Consider the following 21292-nt stretch of genomic DNA (forward strand, 5'->3'; position numbering starts at 1 on the left):
ACCGCGGCGCTACGCAGGGTAGGGCAGGGCAGGCTAGTCGAGCAGCGGCTCGAGCCCCGACGCGCTGTCGATTTCGGTGGGCTTGTAGAGCTTGTGCGCCGCCGCCGGGCCGGGGACATCGGTGACGACGACCAGGCGCCATTGGTCTGTCGTCTTGGCGCACGCGCGCTCTTGCGCCGAGAGCTGAAAGCTGGCCATCCCCGCCGCTGTGCCTTTCACCGCGAGCTTGAGCAACGTGGCGCCCTTCTTGTCCTTCACCTCGATGTCGTAGCCGAGGTTCTGGCCGACCACGTTCTCAGGCTTGTATCCGTAGCCCGCGAAGTGGCGCGTCAGATACTCCAGCGCGGCCGTCTGCAGCTCTTCGCGGGAGGCGACGACCACCACGACTTCCGGCGGCGGCACCGGAACGCCGCCCCGCGCACGTGCGGCCTGCATGTCTTCGTCGGTGGGCAGCCAGCCGCGCGCGCCGCGCACCAGCACTGCGACCTTCAGGTCGGCATCCCACGAAGCGACGTGCCATTCCTGCTCGTCTGGGACACGTGTCGAGACTTTGGCCGCCTTGTCCGTTTCCAGGTCTGCAATCTCGATGCGGTTCGTCTGCAATACGGCCCGCACGCCTTGGCCCGCGTCGAGCGACCGCTTGAGCAAAGTCAGACGGTCTTTGGCGCGCTGAATCTGCTGGGCGCTTCGCTCCCCGCCGTCCAGCCGGCGCTGCGCATCCAGCGACTCGAGATAGAACCAGCGCCCATCGCCGGAGATGCTGACCAGCTCCGCCCAGACGGTGGCGATCACGTTGTCGCCGGTCGCCAGCCAGGCGTGGTCGCCGGCTTTGTCGCGCGCTTCGAACACGCCCATGCGGGCAATGATTTCGACAGGCGTGCGTTTTTCGCCCGTGAGGCGCTTTTCGTTGATGAGGGCCAGGACGGCGGGTTCGACTTCTTTTTCCATGCGGGAGGGAATCTGCGGGTTGTGACCGTCTCAAGTATGCCGCGAAGCGCTCTGGCCATTGTCGGGTGGCTCGCGCAGAATTCGTTTCGGGTTCGGCTTCGCTCAATTTTCAGGAGATACGAAATGACCCCTAAAAACACGATTTGTATTTGGTACGACGGCACCGCGTTGGACGCCGCCACCTTCTACGCCAAGACGTTCCCTGACAGCGCGGTGGGCGCCGTCCACCATGCACCGGGCGACTATCCCGATGGCAAGCAGGGCGATGTGATGCTGGTCGAGTTCACCGTTGCGAGCATCCCCTGCATCGGTCTGAACGGGGGCCCGCATTTCAAGCACAGCGAGGCGTTCTCGTTCCAGATCGCGACCGACGACCAAGCCGAGACCGATCGCTTGTGGAATGCGATCGTCGGCAACGGCGGTCAGGAAAGCGAGTGCGGATGGTGCAAGGACCAATGGGGATTGTCCTGGCAGATCACGCCGCGCGTACTGATGGCTGCCATCGCGGACCCCGATCGCACGGCGGCCAAGCGCGTGTTCGACGCGATGATGACCATGAAGAAGATCGACGTCGTTGCGATCGAGGCGGCGCGGCGGGGCTGAACGGTCGCCGGGCCGATGCCCGACAACGCGGGGCGCTGGTGGCGCTCAGTGCGCGCCGGAAACTACCGTCGGCACCTCGGTCGCAGGCGGTGTATTGCGACTCCGGCCGCAACGCACGATGCCGTCGATCATCACCATGCCGACGCCGGGAATGTCGCCGATCTGCACGCTCTCCAGCAGGCCCGACGCGGGCGAATGCTGCGCCCTGTCCATGAACACGAAGTCGGCATCGCGGCCGACTTCGATCAGGCCGCTGTTCAGATTGCGGATGCGCGCCGTGTTGCCGGTCGCAAAGCAGAACACCTGCTCTGCCGGAATGTTGGCGAAGGCCGAGATGAACGACACCATGCGCAGGATGCCGAGCGGTTGCACACCCGAGCCTGCAGGGCCGTCGGTGCCGAGGATCACGCGGTGCGGGCACTTCAGTTCCATGGCGGCGCGGGCCGCGGCGATGGCGGTTTTCTCGTTGCCGTTGTGCACGATCTCAATGGCGCGCGAACTCTTCTCGCACAGCTCGCACACATGCGCTTCGGGCAGCGAGGTGTGGCCGCCGTTGATGTGGCCGATGATGTCGGCGTCGGCTTCGAGCACTACGTCCTTGTCGATGTAGCCCGAGCCCGGCACCGAAGGGCCGCCCGTGTGGATGGTGCTCTGGATGCCGTACTTGCGGGCCCACGCGACCATCTCCTTGGCTTCGTACCCGGCCTTGACCGTGCCCAGTCCCACTTCGCCCAGCAGTCCGACGCCGGCTTCGGCCAGTTCCTTGAAGTCGCTCTCGACCATGCCTTTTTCGATGACCGGCGCACCGGCCAGCACCTTCACGCCGGCCGGGCGAAAGTTGTCGAACGCGCGTTGCGCCGTGATGGCGAGCGCCTTCAATCCGACGATGTCCTTCGGCCGACCTGGCAAGTGCACTTCCCCGGCCGAGATCATGGTCGTCACGCCGCCGTTCATGCTCGACTCGATCCAGCCGAGCTGGCTCTGACGCGGCGTCCAGTCGCCGAACACCGGGTGCACGTGGCTGTCGATGAGACCGGGCGCCACGGTGGTCTGGTGGCAGTCGATGACGGTCTTGGCACCCTCGACGTCCAGGTCCTTGTACTTGCCGACCGCGACGATCAAACCGTCGTTCACCACGATGGTGTCGGCATCGAGAATGGGCTTGTCGATGTCGCCCGAAAGTAGCAGGCCTATGTTCTGGATGACGACTTTGCCCGACTTGCCGCCGGTTGCGATTTCTGCCATTTCTTGACCTCGTGGGGGACTGTTGTTGGTTCATCGGGGACGCCGGCATCGACCGTGCGCAGCACGGTCTCGATGACGAAGTCTTCCCAGTGCGACACCGCTTCGGGCGTTTCGAGCGGCTCGCCCAGAAACGCAGTGAGCGTGTGTCGGTTCGACGTATAGAAGTAGCCGGTCGATGCGATCAGCAGATACAGATCGCGGGCGGCGACGTCGGCACGAAAGAGCCCTTGCGCCACGCCACTGGTGAGCAACTGCTGGATGATGGCGATGGCCTGCGAGGAGTACTCGCGCGCTCGCAGCGACTTGGCGATGTGCCGGCCCTTGTGCAGGTTCTCGGTGTTGAGCAGCGTGACGAACTCGGGGTTCTTGCGGTAGTAGCCGAGCACGAAGCGGATTACCGCGGTGAGCGATTCGACGGGCCGCGTGGCATCGAGTTCGATCGAGGCCTCGGCCTCGTCCATGCGCCGATAGATGCCTTCGAGCACCGCGATGAAGAGGCCCTCTTTGCTGCCGAAGTAGTAATAGATCATCCGGTCGAACGACTTGGCGGCTTTCGAGATTTTCTCGACACTGCCGCCGTCGTAGCCGTACTTGGCGAAGACCTTGGTGGCGGCCTTCAAGATCGAATCGCGCGTGGCCTGCGCCGCAGCCTCGCGCACGCCGGTGCGGCGTGTGGGCTTGGCGGCGGCCTTGCGCTCCATTATTTTTCAGCGAAGGCGCGTTCGATGACGAAGTCGCCGGGCGTCGAAGTATTTCCTTCTTTGAAACCCTTCGCTTCGAGCATGTGCTTTAGATCGACCAGCAGGCCGGGGCTGCCGCACAGCATGACCCGGTCTTCGGCGGCGTTGATCGGCGGCAATCCCAGGTCGTCGGTCAGCTTGTTGCTCTCGATGAGCTCGGTGATGCGGCCCATGTTGCGGAACTCTTCGCGCGTCACGGTCGGGTAGTAGAGCAACTGCTTTTCGATCATCTCGCCCAGGATTTCGTGCTTGGGCAAATGATCGGTCACGAGGTCGTGGTACGCCAGCTCGTCGATCTGGCGCACGCCGTGCACCAGGATGACCTTCTCGAACTTCTCGTACGTTTCCGGGTCGCGGATGATGCTCATGAACGGTGCGAGGCCGGTGCCGGTGCCGAACAGATAGAGCCGCTTGCCGGGCAGCGTGTAGTCGATCAGCAGCGTGCCCGTGGGCTTGCGACCCACGATGATGGTGTCGCCCGGCTGGATATGCTGCAGCTTCGAGGTGAGAGGGCCGTCTTCGACCTTGATGCTCAGGAACTCCAGGTGCTCTTCGTAGTTGGGGCTCACGATGCTGTAGGCGCGCAACAACGGCTTGTTGTTCACCTTGAGGCCGATCATGGTGAAGTGGCCGTTCGAGAAGCGCAGGGAAGGATCGCGCGTGGTGGTGAAGGTGAACAGCCGGTCGGTCCAGTGGTGGACGGTAAGGACACGTTCTTCGCTGAATGCACTCATACGGGATTCGATGTTGGTTGTGAACAGAAGTCGGTCATCCGATTGTCCTAGGTTGCCAAAAGCCTTGCGAACCCGCTTTGGAAACGCCGCTCGAAAACACCATTGCAAGCCTTGGGCCCGTTTGCTACATTGACCATGAATGTAGTGAACGCCACATGAAAGTGTAGGGAATGCTACACAAATGTCAGACGCCGGACAAGCGCGGCTGTCGGCACGTTTGTTGCACGCAGCGGGAATACGCGTCCAGAAGAATCCTCACGAGATCGCCACGATGACCGAACACACCAAGACAGACGGATTGCCCGGCATGGACATGCCGGTGCCGGCCAGCCGCGAAGACAGCGCCGTCGCCAAGCCGGCCAAGATCGAGTGCAACGCCTGTCCCGTGCTGTGTCAGATCTCCGATGGCCGCACCGGCGCCTGCGATCGGTACGCCAACCGCGACGGCGTACTGGTGCGCGTCGATCCCGTGGTGCTGCTGCGTCGTGAGCTGTCGAGCGCCTCGCCCGCACTCGTACCCTTCGACCGACCGGCAGCAGAGACCGCCGATGGCATCGACCCCGACTGGAACGGCGACCTGCTGCATTCCGACGAAGTCTTCGTTACCGGCGTTGGCTCGTCGACGACGTACCCCGACTACAAACCAGCGCCCTTTATCGTGGCGTCGAAGGCGCGCGGCGTGGACATGATCACCGTCGTGACCGAAGGCATCTTCAGCTACTGCAGCCTGAAGGTGAAGATCGACACCGATCGTTTTCTGGGCGCCGAGCAGGCCAACGTGCGCTACCGAGGCGAAGTCGTGGGGCACGTCACCACGGCGGAGTACGGTTCGCAGATGCTGTCGCTCGGGGGTGTGCATCACCTGACTGGTGGCAGCAAGAAAGAAGGCCGTATGACGGTCGAGCTGATGCAGTTGCTCGGCAACAAGAAGCCGGTCGAATGCACCATCGACGGCGGCGCCAGCATGGTGATCCAGGCCGGCAAGGCGCCGATCGTCAACGGCGTCGAAGAGCAGCGCATGCGTGTCGGTTGCGGCTCGGCAGCCGTCGGCATCTTCGCGCGTCAGTTCGCCAGCGTGGCCGACGAGGTGGTGGTGGTCGACGACCACATTACCGGCGTGCTCACCGAACACCAGGCCGGCAAATGCCTCGATATGCCGAAGTCGGGGGTGCAGATGCGCGGCCGCAAATCGACGCCCGGCCGTTACTTTCAGGTGGCCAATCCGGGCAATGGCTGGGGCGGCACCGACATCGACGATCCGCTGTCCATCATCGAAGGCTGGGAAGAGGGTGTGGCCAAGCCCGGCTTGCGACTGCTGATGACATCGACCACCGGCGAGCACGCGCAGTGGTACGTGCTGGACGACGCGCTGCGGCCCGTCGAGCAGCCGATGCCGTCCGAGGTGCGCCGCATCGTCGAGCGCATCGGCGAGAACTGCGAACCATCGCTGTGCACGGTGTTGTTTCTCGGCGGCGCCGGCGGCAGCCTGCGCGCCGGCGTCACGGAAAACCCGGTGCTGCTGACGCGTGCCATCAAGCGGGCGCTGGTCAACGTGACCTGCGGCGGCGCGCCGGCCTATGTATGGCCCGGCGGCGGCATCACGGTCATGGCGGATGTCATGCGCATGCCCGACAACAGTTTCGGCACCGTGCCGACGCCGGCCATCGTGGCGCCGATCGAGTTCAGCATGCGGCGGGACGACTACGCCGCCCTCGGTGGCCACATGGACAGCATCTTTTCGCTGGAGCAGGCGCTCACGCGCGGGGCCTGGCAAGACGATGGCGCCCCGCTCGCGCGCCAGTGGCTGACGCTCGACGAGGCCAATCCGTGGCCACTGGGTCAACCGCCCATGCTGGGTTAAGGCACTGCCGAAAATGACGGCACAACGCAACCGGCTCGACGCGGACCGCTGGCATTTCAGCCACGGGCCCATCGACGTCATTGCCGAGGCACATGGCGATGCAGCGGTCGTTGCCGCGGCGCATGAGGCCGCGTGGCAGCGCTTCGCCTGCGTGCTCGACGAACTGGTGGGCGAGCTGCGCGAACTGCGTCGACCGATTCAAACAGTGCAAGCGACGCACACGCTGCGCGGCCCCATCGCACGCCGCATGTGGTCGGCCTGCGCACCCTTCAGTGCTGGCTTCATTACCCCGATGGCGGCCGTCGCCGGCTCGGTCGCGCAAGAGCTCGTTGCCTGCTATCTGCGCGCCGGCATCGAACGTGCCTGGATCAACAATGGCGGTGACATCGCGCTGCACCTCGCGCCGGGCGCGCAGGTACGCATCGGCCTGCTGGCGGACATCGGGGCCTTCGATTGGCGCGGCGCCGGCCCGCTCCTGACCGACGGCCAATTCGACATCACTGCCGACATGCCGGTGCGCGGTGTCGCGACCAGCGGCTGGCGCGGCCGCAGCTTGTCGCTCGGCATCGCGGACAGCGTCTCCGTGCTGGCGGCCACCGCAGCCGAGGCCGATGCGGCGGCAACGGTGATCGCCAACGCGGTCGATGTCGACGACGTGGGCATTCGACGCAAACCGGCCAGCGAATGCAAGGACGACAGCGACCTCGGTGACATCCCTGTGACGGTCGATGTCGCGACGCTGGATTCCGTGCAGGTGCGGCGTGCGCTGGACGCGGGATCAGCCTGCGCGCAGGCGCTGCAAGCGGCCGGCCGCATCCATGCCGCTGTGCTGGTTTGCCAGAAGCAATGGCGCGTCGTCGAGCCCTTATGCTCGGACGCACTGCGTGTCGCGCAGCCCGTCGGGCGCGTCGCGATGTCTGCAGTTGGTTCAGTATTTGCTTAACGAAAAGCAAGGCAACTTTCAATGATCGCAATGATCGATATCCGTCGCGTCTTCACCCATGTCGAGCACATCCACCACGAGTTCGGGCCGCGCGCCGAGACGCCGTTGGTGCGTGGCGCCGTCGGCGTGGTGATGACCAATCCATTCGCCGGCCGCTACGAGCCCGACATCCTGCCGATGATGGCCTTGCTCGATCCGGTCGGGGTCGACATGGCGCACCGGTTGCATGCCGCGATGGACGTGCCCCTCGACCAGATCGCCACGTACGGCAAGGGCGCCATCGTCGGCGCTGCCGGGGAGCTGGAGCACGGTGCGCTGTGGCATGTGCCCGGCGGCTATGCGATGCGCGAGCTGCTCGGCTGGAAGGGCGACCGCGCTGCATATACCGCTGGCAAGGCGGAAGCCAAGGCCGGCCAACCTGCCAATGCTCTGTCGATCGTGCCGTCGACCAAGAAAGTCGGCCCGCCCGGCGCCGCACTCGACGTGCCGCTGACCAACATCAATGCCAGCTACGTGCGCGGCCAGTTCGATGCGATCGAAGTCCGCGTGCCTGGTGCGCCGGCTGCGGACGAAATTGTCTTCATCCTGGCGATGAGCACGGGCTATCGCATCCATGCACGTGTGGGTGGACTGCTCGCCAAGGACATCAGCAAATGGGATGGTTTGCGATGAACGCGGCACCCACGAAGCATACAAAGACAAGGAAAAATTCATGAGCGCCAACATCAGAAAACTCGTCGTCCAGGTGGATGAAGTCCGCAAGGAAATGGGCCAGACCATCGATCCGCCGACGCGCCGTGCCGTCGCCATCGCTGTCATCGAGAACCCGTATGCCGGCCGCTACAGCGAGAACCTCGACGAGCTGATCGCCATCGGCGAAGAGCTCGGCGCACTGCTCGGGCAAAAGGCCGTCGCCGCGTTGGGCATTGCGCCCGGCGACGTCGAGAGTTACGGCAAGGCGGCCATCGTCGGCGAAGCCGGCGAGCTCGAACATGCGGCCGCCATCCTGCATCCGAAGCTGGGCGCTCCGTTGCGTGCCGCAGTCGAAAAAGGCGCCGCACTGGTGCCGTCGAGCAAGAAGCGCGGCACGCTCGGCACCGCCATCGACGTGCCGCTCGGTCACAAGGACGCCGCATTCGTGCGCAGCCACTTCGACGCGATCGAAGCGCGCGTGTCCGATGCGCCGCGCGCCAACGAGATCGTCGTTGCCGTGGCCGTTACCGACAGCGGCCGTCCGCTGCCTCGCATCGGTGGCTTGAAGGCCAGCGAGATCAAAGGCGAAGACGGCCTTCGCTGAACATGAGAACACCCCCAGCCTTCGCGCACTTCGTGTCGCTTCACCAACCCCCTTGCAGGGGGCAACACCAGCTTCCGGGCAAAGCCCGTTCCGCGGTGTTCCCGGCGAAGAGCTACTCATTCGTTACTTGTCACCATCCCCAAGGAGTTTCCCGATGAACCCATTGCGTCATGTCTTCAGCGCCGCGGCTCTCGCCGTGTTCGCCATCGCCGTCGTGCCCGCCCATGCGCAGGGCGTGATCAAGATCGGCGAAGTCAACAGCTACAAGGCGCAGCCCGCCTTCCTCGAGCCCTACAAGAAGGGGATGGAACTCGCAGTCGACGAGATCAACGCCAAGGGCGGCGTCAACGGCAAGAAGGTCGAGCTCATCACGCGTGACGACAACGCGAACCCCGGCGACGCCGTGCGCGTGGCCGAAGAACTGGTGGCGCGCGAAAAGATCGACGTGCTGACCGGCACCTTCCTGTCGAACACCGGCCTGGCCGTGGCCGACTTCGCCAAGCAAAAGAAAATCTTCTTTCTGGCCGGTGAACCGCTGACCGACAAGATGACCTGGCAAGGCGGCAACGAGTACACCTTCCGTCTGCGCCCCGGTACCTACATGCAGGCCGCGATGCTGGTGCCTGAAGCCGTCAAGCTCAACAAGAAGCGCTGGGCCGTCGTGTACCCCAACTACGAATACGGCCAGTCGGCGGTCGCTGCGTTCAAGACGCTGCTGAAGGCGGCACAGCCCGATGTCGAGTTCGTGGCCGAGCAGGCGCCGCCGCTGGGCAAGGTCGACGCCGGTGCCGTCGCGCAAGCGCTGGCCGATGCCAAGCCCGACGCCATCTTCAACGTGCTGTTCGGCGCCGACCTGTCGAAGTTCGTGCGCGAAGGCAATACGCGCGGCCTCTTCAAAGACCGCGCGGTCGTCAGCGTGCTGACCGGTGAGCCCGAGTATCTCGATCCGCTCAAGGAAGAAACGCCCAACGGCTGGATCGTCACCGGCTACCCGTGGTACGGCATTCAGACGCCCGAGCACAAGGCCTTCTTCCTGGCCTATCACGCCAAGTACAACGACTACCCGCGCCTCGGCTCGGTGGTCGGATACACCATGATCAAGTCGGTCGCAGCAGGCATCGCCAAGGCCAAGAGCACCGAGCCGCTGAAGCTGGTCGCCGCCTTCAAGGGCCTGCCGGTCGATACCCCGTTCGGCAAGATCACCTACCGCGCCGAAGACCATCAATCGACGATGGGTGCGTTCGTCGGCAAGACGAAGAACGAAAACGGCAAGGGCGTGATGGTCGACTACACGTACTTCGACGGCGCCAAGTTCCAGCCGAGCGCCGCCGACGTCAAGAAGTCGCGCGCCGCAGACTGATCGTTCTTTTTTTCGACCGCTAGCTTTCGACTGCCCGCCTCATGAGCCTCTCGTCCCTGCTGCTGCAGTTCCTCACCGGGCTGTCATCGGCTTCTTCGTTGTTCCTCGTGGGCGCGGGTCTGTCGTTGATCTTCGGGGTCACGCGCATCGTCAACTTCGCGCACGGCTCCTTCTTCATGGTGGGCATCTACATTGCCTACACGCTGGTCGACCGGCTCGGCACCGGGCTCGGTTTCTGGCCGGCCATCGTCATCGCGGCGCTGGCGGTCGGGGTGCTCGGCGCGTTGATCGAAATGGTGCTGCTGCGGCGCATCTACAAATCGCCGGAACTGTTCCAGTTGCTAGCCACCTTCGCACTCGTCCTGGTCATCAAGGACGCGGTGCTCTATCTCTGGGGGCCCGACGAATTGCTCGGCCCTCGCGCGCCGGGCCTGTCGGGCGCGGTTGAAATCCTCGGGCGGCAGTTCCCGACCTACGACCTGTTTCTGATCGTCGTCGGCCCGGTCGTTCTCGGCCTCATGTGGTTGCTGCTGACACGCACGCGCTTCGGCACGCTGGTGCGCGCCGCCACGCAAGACCGCGAGATGGTCAGTGCGCTGGGCGTCAACCAGGCGTGGCTCTTTACGGCGGTGTTCGCGCTGGGCGCCATGCTCGCGGGACTCGGTGGCGCGCTGCAACTGCCGCGCGAGCCGGCCACGCTGGCGATGGACTTGAACACCATCGGTGCCGCCTTTGTGGTGGTGGTGGTCGGCGGCATGGGCTCGATCCCCGGTGCCTACGTCGCCGCGCTGCTCATCTCCGAGATCAAGGCGGTCTGCATCTGGCTCGGCGTGGTGGAACTCTTCGGCTACAGCGTCTCGTTCTCCAAGCTCACGCTGGTGGTCGACTTCATCGTGATGGCGATCGTGCTGGTGTGGCGCCCGTGGGGCCTGTTCGGTCGGCCGCAGGCGCCGAGCCGCTATGTCGGTATGGCTGAAGAACCATTGCGTCGCGCCAGCAAGGGCTATCTGTGGGCCGTTGCCGTGCTCGGCGTACTGCTGATGGCGATGCCGCTGCTCACGGTCGACTCGCCCTACACCACGGTGCTGATGATCGACCTGCTGATCGCCGCGCTGTTCGCTGCCAGCCTGCACTTCATCATGGGTCCGGCCGGCATGCATTCGTTCGGCCACGCCGCGTATTTCGGCCTGGGTGCCTACGGCGCTGCGCTGCTGGTCAAGGCCAGCGGCCTGCCGATGGAACTCGCGCTGATCGTGGCGCCGCTGGTCGCAGCCATCGGCGCTTTCGTCTACGGCTGGTTCGCGGTGCGGCTGTCGGGGGTCTATCTGGCGATGCTGACGCTGGCCTTCGCGCAGATCACCTGGGCCATCGTCTACCAGTGGGATTCGTTTACCGGCGGCAGCAACGGGCTCACCGGCGTCTGGCCGTCGGAATGGCTGTCGGACAAGCGCATGTACTACTGGCTCACGCTGAGCCTGGTGGCGGCCGGCGTGCTGCTGCTGCGCCGCGTGCTGTTCTCGCCCTTCGGCTACGCGCTGCGCGCCGGGCGTGACTCGGTGCTGCGTGCCGACGCCATCGGCATCGACGTCAAGCGCATGCAATGGACGGCGTTCGTCATCGCCGGCACCGCAGCCGGTCTCGCGGGCTCGCTCTATGCGTTCTCCAAAGGCAGCATTTCGCCAGAGAGCCTGAGCGTCGACAAGTCGGTCGACGGGCTCGTCATGGTGTTGTTAGGCGGTGTCCAGACTCTGGCGGGCCCGGTCGTCGGTGCCGTCACCTTCAGCTGGTTGCACGACACGGTGGCGCGCAATACCGACTACTGGCGCGCGATGCTGGGTGCGATTATTTTGATTCTGGTGCTGCTGTTCCCGCAGGGCATCGCGGGGTTTTCCAAGCAGATGTTCGACAAGCTGAAACGCAAGACTGTAATGGCGGGGGATGCCCCCATCCCAGCCTTCTCCCGGAAGGGGAAGGAGCAACTTCCATGAACGCAGACATCGCAACATCCGTGACCGACGTCGCGCTTTTGAAGGTCACCGGCCTCGGCAAATCCTTCGGTGGCGTGAAGGCGGTCGACGGCATCGACTTCGAGTTGAAGGCCGGCGAACTGCTGGCGCTGATCGGGCCGAACGGCGCGGGCAAGTCGACCACCTTCAACATGGTCAATGGGCAGCTCAAGGCCGACCAGGGTTCCATCCTGTTCGACGGTCACGAACTGGTGGGCATGAAGCCGCGCGCCATCTGGCGCCTGGGTGTCGGCCGCACCTTCCAGATCGCAGAGACATTCGCTTCGCTGACGGTGGTCGAGAACGTGCAGATGGCGATGCTGTCGCACGACGGCAGGCTTTTCTCGATGTGGCGTCGCGCGGCCGAGCACAAGCGCGACGAAGCACTTGCGTTGCTTGACCAGGTCGGCATGAAGGCGCAGGCCGATCGGCCGTGCAGCGAACTGGCTTACGGTGACGTCAAGCGCGTCGAACTCGCCATCGCGATGGCCAACGCACCCAAGCTGCTGCTGATGGACGAGCCCACTGCCGGCATGGCACCGAAGGAGCGCAACTCGTTGATGGCTTTGACCAAAGACCTCGTGATCAGCCGCGGCTTGGCCGTGCTGTTTACCGAGCACAGCATGGACGTGGTGTTCGCGTACGCCGATCGCATGATCGTGCTGGCGCGCGGACGTCTGATCGCGCAGGGCAAACCGCTCGAGATCCGCGACCACCCGAAAGTGCAGGAGGTGTACTTCGGCAGCGGCAAGACCTTCGAGAAGATCGCGGAGAAGGCAGCGGCTGTCAATGCTGCTGTTGGAGCCTCGGCATGAGTGCACACGAACTGCTGCTCGAAGCCAAGTCGGTCTGCGCCTGGTACGGCGCGGCACAAATTCTGTACGACGTCGACCTCGAAGTGCGGCGCGGTGAAGTCGTCGCGTTGATGGGTCGCAACGGCGCCGGCAAGTCGACCACGCTGAAGACACTGATCGGCATGCTGACCAAACGGCGCGGTGCCGTGCGCTTCCTGGGGCACGACATTTCGAAGAGCGAGCCGCATGTGGCGGCGCGCCTCGGACTCGGCTTCGTTCCGGAGGACCGGCGCGTGTTCACCGATCTCACGGTGATGGAAAACCTCGAGGTCGGCAAGCAGCCCGAACGGCACTGGACCGACGGCACGGCGGCACCGCTCTGGACGCCCGAGCGGCTCTTCAAGCTGTTTCCCAATCTCGGCGAAATGCCGAACCGGCCGGGTGGCCGTATGAGCGGCGGCGAGCAGCAGATGCTGACCGTCGCGCGCACGCTGATGGGCAACCCGTATCTGGTGCTGCTCGACGAACCGTCAGAAGGCGTCGCGCCGGTCATCGTCGAACAGATGGCCAACATGATCCTGGAGCTCAAGTCGCAGGGCGTCAGCATCCTGCTGTCGGAGCAGAACATGCACTTTGCGGAACTGGTGTCTGATCGTGCCTACGTGCTCGAAAAAGGCCAGATCCGCTATCACGCGTCGATGGCCGAACTTGCCGCCAACGAAGATGTGCGGCGGCAATATCTCAGCGTTTGATTCGTCGCTTCATCTCAACCATCCAGCCAAGGACACCCAACCATGCATCGCAAAGCTGTCAAGCGCCCCCAGTCGGGCAACGTCGCCGCGGTTGGCTGAGCTGTGAACGCCTCTTTTCCCGACTCCGCTGCGAACTCCCTTGGCCGCTCTCGCGCCAGGACCGCCCTGATCGTGGTCGACGTGCAGAACGGCTTCATCGACGGCGGTGGCCTGCCTGTGAAAGGCGGCGCCGAGGTCGTGCCGGTGATCAACCGCCTCGCGTCGGTCTTCGAGAACATCGTCATCACGCAGGACTGGCATCCGCCCGGCCATGCCTCGTTCGCTGTCAACCACGCGGGCCGCAGCCCTTACGAGATGGCGACGATGCCGTATGGCGAGCAGGTGCTGTGGCCGGTCCATTGCGTGCAGGGCACCGAAGACGCCGCGCTGCACAAGGACCTCCACCTGCCGGCGGCGCAGCTCATCATCCGCAAGGGTTTCCATCCCGGCATCGACAGTTACTCCGCCTTCGAGGAAGCCGATCGCACGACGTCGACCGGCCTGGCCGCCTATCTGCATGCGCGCGGCATCGACACGGTCTATGTGACCGGACTGGCGACCGACTTCTGCGTCGCGTGGACCGCCCTTGACGCGCGCACCGCCGGCTTCACCGCGTTCGTCATCGAAGACGCGACGCGTGCGATCGATCTCGATGGCTCGCTCGACAAGGCCTGGGCGCAGATGGCCGCGCAGGGCGTCGGGCGCATCCAGTCGGCCGAGCTGATCGGTTGATGGCCTTTTCCCTGACCGTTAACGGCCGAGCGCAACAGCTGTCCGTGTCGCGCGAGGCATCGTTGCTGCACGTGCTGCGCAACGACCTCGGGCTCAACGGACCCAAGTACGGTTGCGGACTTGGCCAATGCGGGGCGTGCACCGTGTGGGTCGACGGCGTGGCGGCGCGCAGCTGCGTGATCCCGGCGCACGGCGTCGAAGGGCGCGAGATCACGACGCTAGAAGGGCTGGGTTCGCGTGGCGATTGGCACCCCGTTCAGCAAGCATTCGAAGACGCGCAGGCGGCCCAGTGCGGCTACTGCCTGAACGGCATGGTGATGCAGGCTGCGGCGCTGTTGGCGCGCGAGCCGAACCCGAGCGAAGACCGTATCCGCGCCGAGCTGTCCGGCAACCTGTGCCGTTGCGGCACGCATGTCGAGATCGTTCGCGCGGTGCAGCTAGCGGCGCTGCGGCTGGCCGAGGCCGCGTCATGAGCGCTGCGCAATGACATCGCGGCGGGCCGACCAGCCGCGCACCCGCGCCGACTTCTTGAATGCCGATGGCGTGCTCGTCATCGTGCGTCCGACGCCGCCGGCACCGCCGCCTGCCAAGGGCCAACCTGAGCTCGTGTCGGGCAACCCGATCGAAGGCGACGAGGTGCTGCTCGCGGTGTGGGACGACGGGAGCGCGACGGGGTTGAACGGCCACGTCGATCTGGGCACCGGCCTGCAGACCGCACTGGCGCAGATCGTCGCCGAAGAGCTCGACCTCGGCATGCCGTGCGTGCGCATGATGCTGGGCGACACCGCGCGTGCACCCAATCAGGGCGGAACGATCGCCAGCGCGTCGATCCAGAACCATGCGAGGCCGTTGCGCTTCGCCGCAGCACAGGCGCGGGCCTGGTTAATTGCGCGTGCCGCGGCACGGCTCGATGCGCCGGTCGACGCGCTGGTCGTTCGCAACGGCGTGGTTCACGTCGTCGATGCACCCGAGCGCAGCGTCGCTTTCGGCGACCTCGTGGCCGGCCAGCGCACCGTGCTGCAACTGGCGCATCACGTCGAACAGAAGCATCCGGACGACTACCGCATCGTCGGCACCTCGCAGCCGCGCGTCGACATCCCGGCCAAGCTGGCGGGCGAACTCGTCTTCGTGCACGACATGCGCGTGCCCGGCATGCTGCACGGCCGGGTGGTGCGGCCGCCGTATGCCGGTGCCGACCATGGCGACTTCATCGGCAACACGCTCGAGTCAGTAGATGAAGCATCGATCGCTCACATCCCCGGCATTCGCGCGGTGGTGGTGATCCGCGACTTCGTCGGCATCGTCGCCGAGCGCGAAGAGCACGCGGAGCAAGCCTTGCGCGAACTGCGCGTGACATGGAAGCCGTGGCCCGGCATGCCTGACCTCGGCGACGTCGCGCAGGCGATTCGCGACAACCCGTCGACGCAGCGCTTGCTGGTCGACGAAGGGGATGTCGATGGGGCGCTGGCCGCGCTAGCGGCGTCCGGCAGCTCGATGAGGCGGACGTATGTCTGGCCGTACCAGATGCACGCGTCGGTCGGACCTTCATGCGCGTTGGCGGAGTGGCATGCCGATGTCGATGCCGATGCTGATACGCATGAAGGCGGTGGTCAGATCGCACTGCGCGTCTGGGCCGGCTCGCAGAGTCCGCACGTGCTGCGCGAAGATCTCGCCAAGCTGATGGGCGTGCGCGATGTGCAGGTCGATGTCGTTCGCATGGAAGCCGCGGGTTGCTATGGCCGCAACGGCGCCGACGACGTGGCCGCCGATGCTGCGTTGCTGGCGCGTGCGGTCGGTGCGCCGGTGCGGGTGCAGCTCACGCGCGAGCAGGAGCATGCGTGGGAGCCGAAGGGTGCGGCGCAGCTGATGGAGATCGACGGCGGCCTGCTCGCCGATGGCGGCATCGCTGCGTATGACTTCGAAACCTCCTACCCCTCCAACGGATCGCCGACGCTCGCGTTGCTGCTGACGCGCACCATCGAACCGGTGCCACACGCCTATGAAATGGGCGACCGCACGGCGCGTCCGCCGTATGCGATCGACAACCTGCGCGTCAAGGTTAACGACATGGCGCCGATGGTTCGCGCGTCGTGGTTGCGCGGGGTGTCGGCGCTGCCGAACTCGTTCGCGCACGAGTCGTACATCGACGAGCTGGCGACGGCCGCCGGCGTCGATCCGGTGCAGTTCCGGCTGCGCCATCTGCGCGATCCGCGTGCTGTCGAGCTGGTGCAGGCGACCGCGCAGAAAGCCGGCTGGCGCATGCGTACCGGGCCGCAGGAAAACGCCGATGGCGGACTGGGCGAGGGCGGCGACATCCTGTTCGGCCAAGGCTTCGCGTATGCGCGCTACGTGCACAGCAAATGGCCGGGCTTCGGCGCGGCCTGGGCGGCGTGGGTGGCCGACGTCGAGGTCAATCGCAAGACCGGCGAGGTGCATGTGCGGCGCGTGGTCGTCGGCCACGATGCGGGACTGACCATCAACCCCGCGGGCGTCGAGCACCAGGTACACGGCAACGTGATCCAGACCACGAGTCGTGCGCTGATGGAGGAGGTGCGGTTCGCACCGCAGCACAAGGCCGGCGAACGCTTGCCCGGCGTGCTGCCGTCCGGCGTCGTCGCGAGCCGCGAATGGGGCAGCTACCCGATCATCAATTTTCGGCAGGTTCCCGTCATCGAAGTGATCCAGATGGCACGCCCCGGCGAGCCGCCGCTGGGCGCGGGCGAGTCGTCTTCGGTGCCTGGGACGGCGGCGATCGCGAATGCAATCTTCGATGCGACGGGGGTGCGGTTTCGGTCGCCACCGTTCACCTCCGAAGTCATCCGTGCTGCGCTCGGCAGTTCGCTTCCTCCCCCGCTGCGGGAGGGCATGGGTGAGGGCACGAAACCGGCGCAGCTTGACCTGCGCGCGCCCCCATCCCAGCCTTCTCCTAAAGGGGGAAGGAGCAATACAAGAAGCATTTGGGCGGTGGGGAGTGCGCTCGCCATCGGCGGCATCGGTGTCATCGCCGGGCTGCTCGGCTGGCGCTCGGTCATCGCACCCGTGTCGTTCAGCGCGCCGGTCTACAGCGCCTCGACCATCGAGCGCGGTCGGGTGCTCGCAGCGCTCGGCGATTGCGCCGTATGCCACACCGCTGCAGGCGGCGTGCCCAACGCCGGTGGACGTGCGATGGAGACGCCCTTCGGCACGCTCTACGCAACCAACCTCACGCCCGATGCCGACACGGGTCTCGGGCACTGGTCGTTCAGCGCATTCCAGCGTGCGATGCGCGAAGGCGTCTCGCGGGATGGCCATCACCTGTACCCCGCATTCCCGTACACGGCGTTCGCGAGGACCAGCGACGACGATCTTCAATCGCTCTATGCGTACTTCATGTCGCTGCCCGCGGTCAGCGCCGAAACGCCGCCTGCCGAGTTGAAGTTCCCGTTCAGCATTCGTCCTTTGATGGCGGGATGGAACGCGCTGTTCCACGACGCGACGCCCTACCAACCGGTCGCCTCGCAGACAGCCGAGTGGAACCGCGGCGCCTATCTGGTCAACGGCCTCGGCCATTGCGGCGCGTGCCACACGCCGCGCAATTCGCTCGGCGCGGAGCAGGGCGGCAATGCGCTCTTCTCCGGCGCCATCGCCGACGGATGGGAAGCGCCCGCACTCACCTCGCTTTCGAAGGCGGCCGTGCCGTGGGACGCCGATGAGCTGTACCGCTATCTGCGCCAAGGTCACACGCAACGGCATGGCATCGCCGGCGGTCCGATGGCCGAGGTCGTGCGTGAACTCGGCGCGGCCAGCGACGACGATGTACGCGCGATGGCAAGCTATCTGGCGACGTTCAATGCGGTGACGACATCGGCATTGCCCGAAGCGCACGCCGCCACGGCGACCCACGCTATCGACAGCGCCGCCGCCGGTCGCGGCCCGCTGCTCGGCTCGGCGCAGCGCATGTTCGACAGTGCCTGCGCCGTCTGCCATCACGATGGCGACGGGCCGACGCTGCTCGGCGTCAACACGCCCCTCGCGCTCAACAGCAACCTCACCAGCACGCGACCCGACAACCTGCTGCGCACCATCCTCGATGGCGTGCGCGCGCCGGCGACCAAAGACATCGGCTTCATGCCCGCATTTCGCGATGCACTCGACGATGCGCAGGTCGCGCAACTCGCGGGCTACATGCGCGCGCGCTTCGCACCACAGGAGCCGGCATGGAACGATCTGCCGGCGCAGGTCGCACGCGTGCGGGCCTTGCGCTGATCGCCGTACCATCGACGGCAGACGCTGCTTTCAAGCGCCGAACCAGGAGACACGCCCGATGACCACCACCCTCTCGCCCGACACCAGCCTGCCCCGCGACGCCGACCGCGCCACGCTCATCGGGCGCATCTGGCAACCCGGCATCGGGCCCACGCTGGTCGCAGTGCACGAAGGCGGACTCCACGACCTCTCGCACCTCGCGCCGACCGCGAGCGACCTGCTCGAAGCCGATGCGCCGCCCGCCGATGCCGTGCGCGAAGCCATCCAATCCGGCAAAGCGCCACGCATCGCGCATCTCGCCGATGTGCTCGCCAACAGCTTCGAGGCGCAAGACGACGAAACCAATGCGCGAGACTTCGGCCGGCCATGGTTACTGGCGCCGTGCGACCTGCAGGCGATCAAGGCCAGCGGCGTCACCTTCGTCGAGAGCCTGCTGGAGCGGGTGATCGAGGAACAGTCCCGCGGCGATGCATCCAAGGCCGACGCGATTCGTGCGGCGCTCAGCGGTGTGCTGGGCGACAACCTGGCCGGCATCGTGCCGGGGTCGCCCGAGGCCGCGAAGGTCAAGGCTTTGCTGATCGCGCAAGGCGCGTGGTCGCAGTACCTCGAAGTCGGCATCGGACCCGACGCCGAGATCTTCACCAAGGCGCCGGTGCTGGCGGCGGTGGGCACCGGTGCGCAGGTTGGCATTCATTCGGGCTCGGTCTGGAACAACCCAGAGCCGGAGGTCGTGCTGGCGGTGAACAGCCGGGGTCAGACGCTCGGTGCGGCGCTCGGTAACGACGTCAACCTGCGCGACTTCGAAGGCCGCAGCGCGCTGCTGCTCGGCAAGGCGAAAGACAACAACGCGTCATGTGCCATCGGCCCGTTCATCCGCTTGTTCGATGCGCACTTCGGCATCGACGATGTGCGCCGCATCACGGTCGGGTTGAAGGTCGTCGGCCCTGAAGGCTTCGTGCTCGAAGGATCGAGTTCGCTCGCGAAGATCAGCCGCGATCCGCTCGACCTGGTCGGCCAGGCGATCAACCCGCATCACGCGTATCCCGATGGCCTGATGCTGTTCCTCGGCACGATGTTCGCACCGACGCAAGACCGGCACGGTCCGGGTCAGGGCTTCACGCATGTGGTCGGCGACCTTGTGACGATCTCGGCGCCGGAACTCGGCGCGCTCGTGAATCGCGTGGTGCACGCCGATCAGGCGCCGCGCTGGAACTTCGGCATTGGCGCGTTGATGCGCAATCTTGCGGGACGCGGATTGCTCTAGCGTTTCAGCGCGTCCTTCAGAGCGTCCCGCGCAGGGCGCGCCTGTATTGAACTGCCTCCGCCACATGCGCGACCTCGACCAGCGGCGACGACGCCAGGTCGGCGATGGTGCGCGCGACCTTGAGCGCGCGATGCGTAGACCGCGCGCTCCAGCCCAGCTTGGCGGCGGCCGTGTGCATGAACTTCAGGGCTGCCGGTTCGAGGCCGGCGTGGCGATCGATCTCTGCACCTTGTAGCGCCTGGTTCGGCTTGCCCTGTCGCTCGACAGCGCGGTCTCGCGCAGCGGCGGCTCGCGTGCGGATGCTGTCGGTCGATTCACCCGCAGGTGAATCGAGCAGCTCCTTGGCCGACACCGCAGGTACTTCGATATGCAAGTCGATGCGGTCGAGCAACGGTCCGCTCAGCTTGCCCTGGTAGCGCGCGACCTGGTCGGGCGTGCAGCGGCAGGCTTTCAGCGTGGAGCCGAGGTAGCCGCAAGGGCAGGGGTTCATCGCGGCGATGAGCTGGAAGCGCGCAGGGAATTCAGCGCGCCGGGCCGCGCGCGCAATCGTGATGGTGCCGGTCTCCAGCGGTTCGCGCAGCGCTTCAAGCGCCGAGCGCGCGAACTCGGGAAATTCGTCGAGGAACAGCACACCGTGATGCGCCAGCGAAATCTCGCCCGGTCGCGGTGGCGATCCACCACCCACCAGCGCCACCGCGCTCGAGGTGTGGTGCGGTGTCGAGGTCGGCCGTTGCATGCAGCGCTCGATGGCGAAGCGGCCGCCGAGGCTGGCCACGGCGGCGCTTTCGAGCGCCTCGTCGACCGTCATCGCCGGCAACAATCCGGCAAAGCGTTGCGCCAGCATTGACTTGCCCGAACCGGGCGGTCCGACCATCAGGAGCGAGTGATTCCCGGCGGCCGCGATTTCGAGCGCCCGCTTGGCGCCGACGTGGCCTTTGACGTCGGACAGATTGGCGTACCGCGGCGGCGCGGCGCTCGCAGCCGGCAGCATGCGCGCCCACCCATCGACAGGAGCATCTATTGGTGCAGTCGTGTCGGCTGGCAAAAATTGACGCACCACATCGAGCAGATGCGCCGCGCCATAAACCTCGGTGCCATGCACCAGTGCGGCTTCCCTCGCACTTTCGGTGGGCAACACCAGCTTCATCGCGACACCGCAGCTGTGCAGCGCGAGTGCCATCGCCAGCGCCCCCCGCACCGGCCTCAACTGGCCTGACAAAGACAACTCACCCGCGAACTCGTGGCCTGCCAGCCGCGCACCGTCGATTTGACCGCTGGCCGCCAGGATGCCGAGCGCGATCGGCAAATCGAGGCGGCCCGAGTCCTTCGGCAGGTCGGCCGGGGCGAGGTTCACGATGATCCGCTTGTTGTTCGGGAAGTCGAGCCCGGCGTTCTGGATCGCGGAGCGAACCCGTTCACGGGCCTCCTTGACCTCCACATCGGCCAGCCCGACCAGCACGAAGCTGGGCAACCCGTTCGCTAAATGCACCTCGACGGTCACACTGGCAGCTTCCAGGCCCAGCAAAGCGCGGCTTTGCACCAAAGACAAACTCATTTCACTCCCTTTCCCCAATATGGTGCACCATACTTTTGTGGGGTCGTTGCTGCAGGTTGGCGGACAGCCAATTGACAGAAACAGTTTGATTAACTTTCGCCCGGCGAGCGATTCGGATTAGCGGTTCAGGTTCCGCGCTTACGTGAACTTTGGCACGCTCCCTGCTTTGAGGAT

18 protein-coding genes are annotated in these 21292 nt (G+C 65.5%); 13 read left to right on the plus strand and 5 right to left on the minus strand.

Annotated elements, in window-relative coordinates:
• Positions 1-33 precede the first annotated feature (33 nt).
• Entirely contained in the window at positions 34-948 is a 915-nt protein-coding gene (locus QN397_RS00825; RefSeq protein WP_323497301.1) for a protein NO VEIN domain-containing protein, read from the minus strand.
• A 123-nt stretch (positions 949-1071) separates the two neighbouring features.
• Here QN397_RS00825 and QN397_RS00830 point away from each other — a divergent pair, with 123 nt between their 5' ends.
• Complete coding sequence (locus tag QN397_RS00830; protein WP_323497300.1) at positions 1072-1551, plus strand: VOC family protein; 480 nt, start codon at positions 1072-1074, stop codon at positions 1549-1551.
• A gap of 45 nt (positions 1552-1596) precedes the next feature.
• Here QN397_RS00830 and QN397_RS00835 read toward each other — a convergent pair whose 3' ends face one another.
• The 3 genes from QN397_RS00835 to QN397_RS00845 are packed head-to-tail and all read right to left on the minus strand — an operon-like array spanning position 1597 to position 4270.
• Positions 1597-2796, minus strand: a complete 1200-nt coding sequence (locus tag QN397_RS00835; RefSeq protein WP_323499805.1) for an amidohydrolase family protein — start codon at positions 2794-2796, stop codon at positions 1597-1599.
• The gene (locus QN397_RS00840) at positions 2742-3497 is read right to left on the minus strand and encodes a TetR/AcrR family transcriptional regulator (RefSeq protein ID WP_323499806.1); all 756 of its coding nucleotides are present in this window, start codon (positions 3495-3497) and stop codon (positions 2742-2744) included. The genes QN397_RS00835 and QN397_RS00840 overlap by 55 nt, the downstream gene beginning before the upstream one ends.
• Complete coding sequence (locus tag QN397_RS00845; protein WP_323499807.1) at positions 3497-4270, minus strand: ferredoxin--NADP reductase; 774 nt, start codon at positions 4268-4270, stop codon at positions 3497-3499. The genes QN397_RS00840 and QN397_RS00845 overlap by 1 nt, the downstream gene beginning before the upstream one ends.
• A 271-nt stretch (positions 4271-4541) precedes the next feature.
• On the opposite strand from QN397_RS00845, the gene QN397_RS00850 reads away from it, so the two are divergent.
• From QN397_RS00850 to QN397_RS00905, 12 genes are all read left to right on the plus strand, one after another.
• On the plus strand, positions 4542-6131 hold the full coding sequence (locus QN397_RS00850; RefSeq protein WP_323499808.1) for a 6-hydroxynicotinate reductase: 1590 nt from the start codon (positions 4542-4544) through the stop codon (positions 6129-6131).
• 13 nt (positions 6132-6144) lie between these two features.
• Complete coding sequence (locus tag QN397_RS00855) at positions 6145-7074, plus strand: UPF0280 family protein (RefSeq protein ID WP_323499809.1); 930 nt, start codon at positions 6145-6147, stop codon at positions 7072-7074.
• A gap of 30 nt (positions 7075-7104) precedes the next feature.
• Entirely contained in the window at positions 7105-7746 is a 642-nt protein-coding gene (locus QN397_RS00860; protein ID WP_323497323.1) for an amino acid synthesis family protein, read from the plus strand.
• Positions 7747-7786: 40 nt separating this feature from the next.
• Complete coding sequence (locus QN397_RS00865; RefSeq protein ID WP_323499810.1) at positions 7787-8371, plus strand: amino acid synthesis family protein; 585 nt, start codon at positions 7787-7789, stop codon at positions 8369-8371.
• A gap of 154 nt (positions 8372-8525) precedes the next feature.
• Positions 8526-9731, plus strand: coding sequence for an ABC transporter substrate-binding protein (locus QN397_RS00870; RefSeq protein WP_323497293.1), 1206 nt, complete (start codon positions 8526-8528; stop codon positions 9729-9731).
• Positions 9732-9772: 41 nt separating this feature from the next.
• On the plus strand, positions 9773-11719 hold the full coding sequence (locus tag QN397_RS00875) for an ABC transporter permease (protein WP_323499811.1): 1947 nt from the start codon (positions 9773-9775) through the stop codon (positions 11717-11719).
• A complete protein-coding gene (locus QN397_RS00880; RefSeq protein ID WP_323499812.1) occupies positions 11716-12552 on the plus strand; it encodes an ABC transporter ATP-binding protein in 837 nt (278 codons plus the stop codon). The genes QN397_RS00875 and QN397_RS00880 overlap by 4 nt, the downstream gene beginning before the upstream one ends.
• Positions 12549-13283, plus strand: a complete 735-nt coding sequence (locus tag QN397_RS00885; RefSeq protein ID WP_323497290.1) for an ABC transporter ATP-binding protein — start codon at positions 12549-12551, stop codon at positions 13281-13283. Before QN397_RS00880 ends, QN397_RS00885 begins: the two co-directional genes overlap by 4 nt.
• A gap of 102 nt (positions 13284-13385) precedes the next feature.
• A complete protein-coding gene (gene pncA / locus QN397_RS00890) occupies positions 13386-14054 on the plus strand; it encodes a bifunctional nicotinamidase/pyrazinamidase (protein WP_323499813.1) in 669 nt (222 codons plus the stop codon).
• Positions 14054-14527 carry a (2Fe-2S)-binding protein gene (locus QN397_RS00895; RefSeq protein WP_323497288.1) on the plus strand — a complete coding sequence of 158 codons (474 nt, stop codon included), beginning with the start codon at positions 14054-14056 and terminating at the stop codon, positions 14525-14527. The genes pncA and QN397_RS00895 overlap by 1 nt, the downstream gene beginning before the upstream one ends.
• Positions 14528-14537: 10 nt before the next feature.
• Entirely contained in the window at positions 14538-18299 is a 3762-nt protein-coding gene (locus QN397_RS00900; RefSeq protein ID WP_323499814.1) for a molybdopterin cofactor-binding domain-containing protein, read from the plus strand.
• 58 nt (positions 18300-18357) lie between these two features.
• Entirely contained in the window at positions 18358-19563 is a 1206-nt protein-coding gene (locus tag QN397_RS00905) for a fumarylacetoacetate hydrolase family protein (RefSeq protein WP_323499815.1), read from the plus strand.
• Between the two features lie 16 nt (positions 19564-19579).
• On the opposite strand, the gene QN397_RS00910 is transcribed toward QN397_RS00905, so the two are convergent.
• Positions 19580-21118, minus strand: a complete 1539-nt coding sequence (locus QN397_RS00910; protein ID WP_323499816.1) for a YifB family Mg chelatase-like AAA ATPase — start codon at positions 21116-21118, stop codon at positions 19580-19582.
• Between the last annotated feature and the right edge of the window lie 174 nt (positions 21119-21292).

The organism is Variovorax sp. RTB1 (assembly GCF_035018765.1).
Taxonomy (GTDB): domain Bacteria; phylum Pseudomonadota; class Gammaproteobacteria; order Burkholderiales; family Burkholderiaceae_C; genus Variovorax.

What these genes read in the sequence shown, in the direction of transcription:
- QN397_RS00825 (WP_323497301.1), bottom strand. Translation starts at nt 948, where the DNA reads ATGGAAAAAGAAGTCGAACCCGCCGTCCTGGCCCTCATCAACGAAAAG.
- QN397_RS00885 (WP_323497290.1), top strand. Translation starts at nt 12,549, where the DNA reads ATGAGTGCACACGAACTGCTGCTCGAAGCCAAGTCGGTCTGCGCCTGG.
- QN397_RS00870 (WP_323497293.1), top strand. Translation starts at nt 8,526, where the DNA reads ATGAACCCATTGCGTCATGTCTTCAGCGCCGCGGCTCTCGCCGTGTTC.
- QN397_RS00865 (WP_323499810.1), top strand. Translation starts at nt 7,787, where the DNA reads ATGAGCGCCAACATCAGAAAACTCGTCGTCCAGGTGGATGAAGTCCGC.
- QN397_RS00860 (WP_323497323.1), top strand. Translation starts at nt 7,105, where the DNA reads ATGATCGATATCCGTCGCGTCTTCACCCATGTCGAGCACATCCACCAC.
- QN397_RS00845 (WP_323499807.1), bottom strand. Translation starts at nt 4,270, where the DNA reads ATGAGTGCATTCAGCGAAGAACGTGTCCTTACCGTCCACCACTGGACC.
- QN397_RS00855 (WP_323499809.1), top strand. Translation starts at nt 6,145, where the DNA reads ATGACGGCACAACGCAACCGGCTCGACGCGGACCGCTGGCATTTCAGC.
- QN397_RS00880 (WP_323499812.1), top strand. Translation starts at nt 11,716, where the DNA reads ATGAACGCAGACATCGCAACATCCGTGACCGACGTCGCGCTTTTGAAG.
- QN397_RS00830 (WP_323497300.1), top strand. Translation starts at nt 1,072, where the DNA reads ATGACCCCTAAAAACACGATTTGTATTTGGTACGACGGCACCGCGTTG.
- QN397_RS00910 (WP_323499816.1), bottom strand. Translation starts at nt 21,118, where the DNA reads ATGAGTTTGTCTTTGGTGCAAAGCCGCGCTTTGCTGGGCCTGGAAGCT.
- QN397_RS00835 (WP_323499805.1), bottom strand. Translation starts at nt 2,796, where the DNA reads ATGGCAGAAATCGCAACCGGCGGCAAGTCGGGCAAAGTCGTCATCCAG.
- QN397_RS00900 (WP_323499814.1), top strand. Translation starts at nt 14,538, where the DNA reads ATGACATCGCGGCGGGCCGACCAGCCGCGCACCCGCGCCGACTTCTTG.
- QN397_RS00875 (WP_323499811.1), top strand. Translation starts at nt 9,773, where the DNA reads ATGAGCCTCTCGTCCCTGCTGCTGCAGTTCCTCACCGGGCTGTCATCG.
- QN397_RS00905 (WP_323499815.1), top strand. Translation starts at nt 18,358, where the DNA reads ATGACCACCACCCTCTCGCCCGACACCAGCCTGCCCCGCGACGCCGAC.
- QN397_RS00840 (WP_323499806.1), bottom strand. Translation starts at nt 3,497, where the DNA reads ATGGAGCGCAAGGCCGCCGCCAAGCCCACACGCCGCACCGGCGTGCGC.
- QN397_RS00850 (WP_323499808.1), top strand. Translation starts at nt 4,542, where the DNA reads ATGACCGAACACACCAAGACAGACGGATTGCCCGGCATGGACATGCCG.
- QN397_RS00895 (WP_323497288.1), top strand. Translation starts at nt 14,054, where the DNA reads ATGGCCTTTTCCCTGACCGTTAACGGCCGAGCGCAACAGCTGTCCGTG.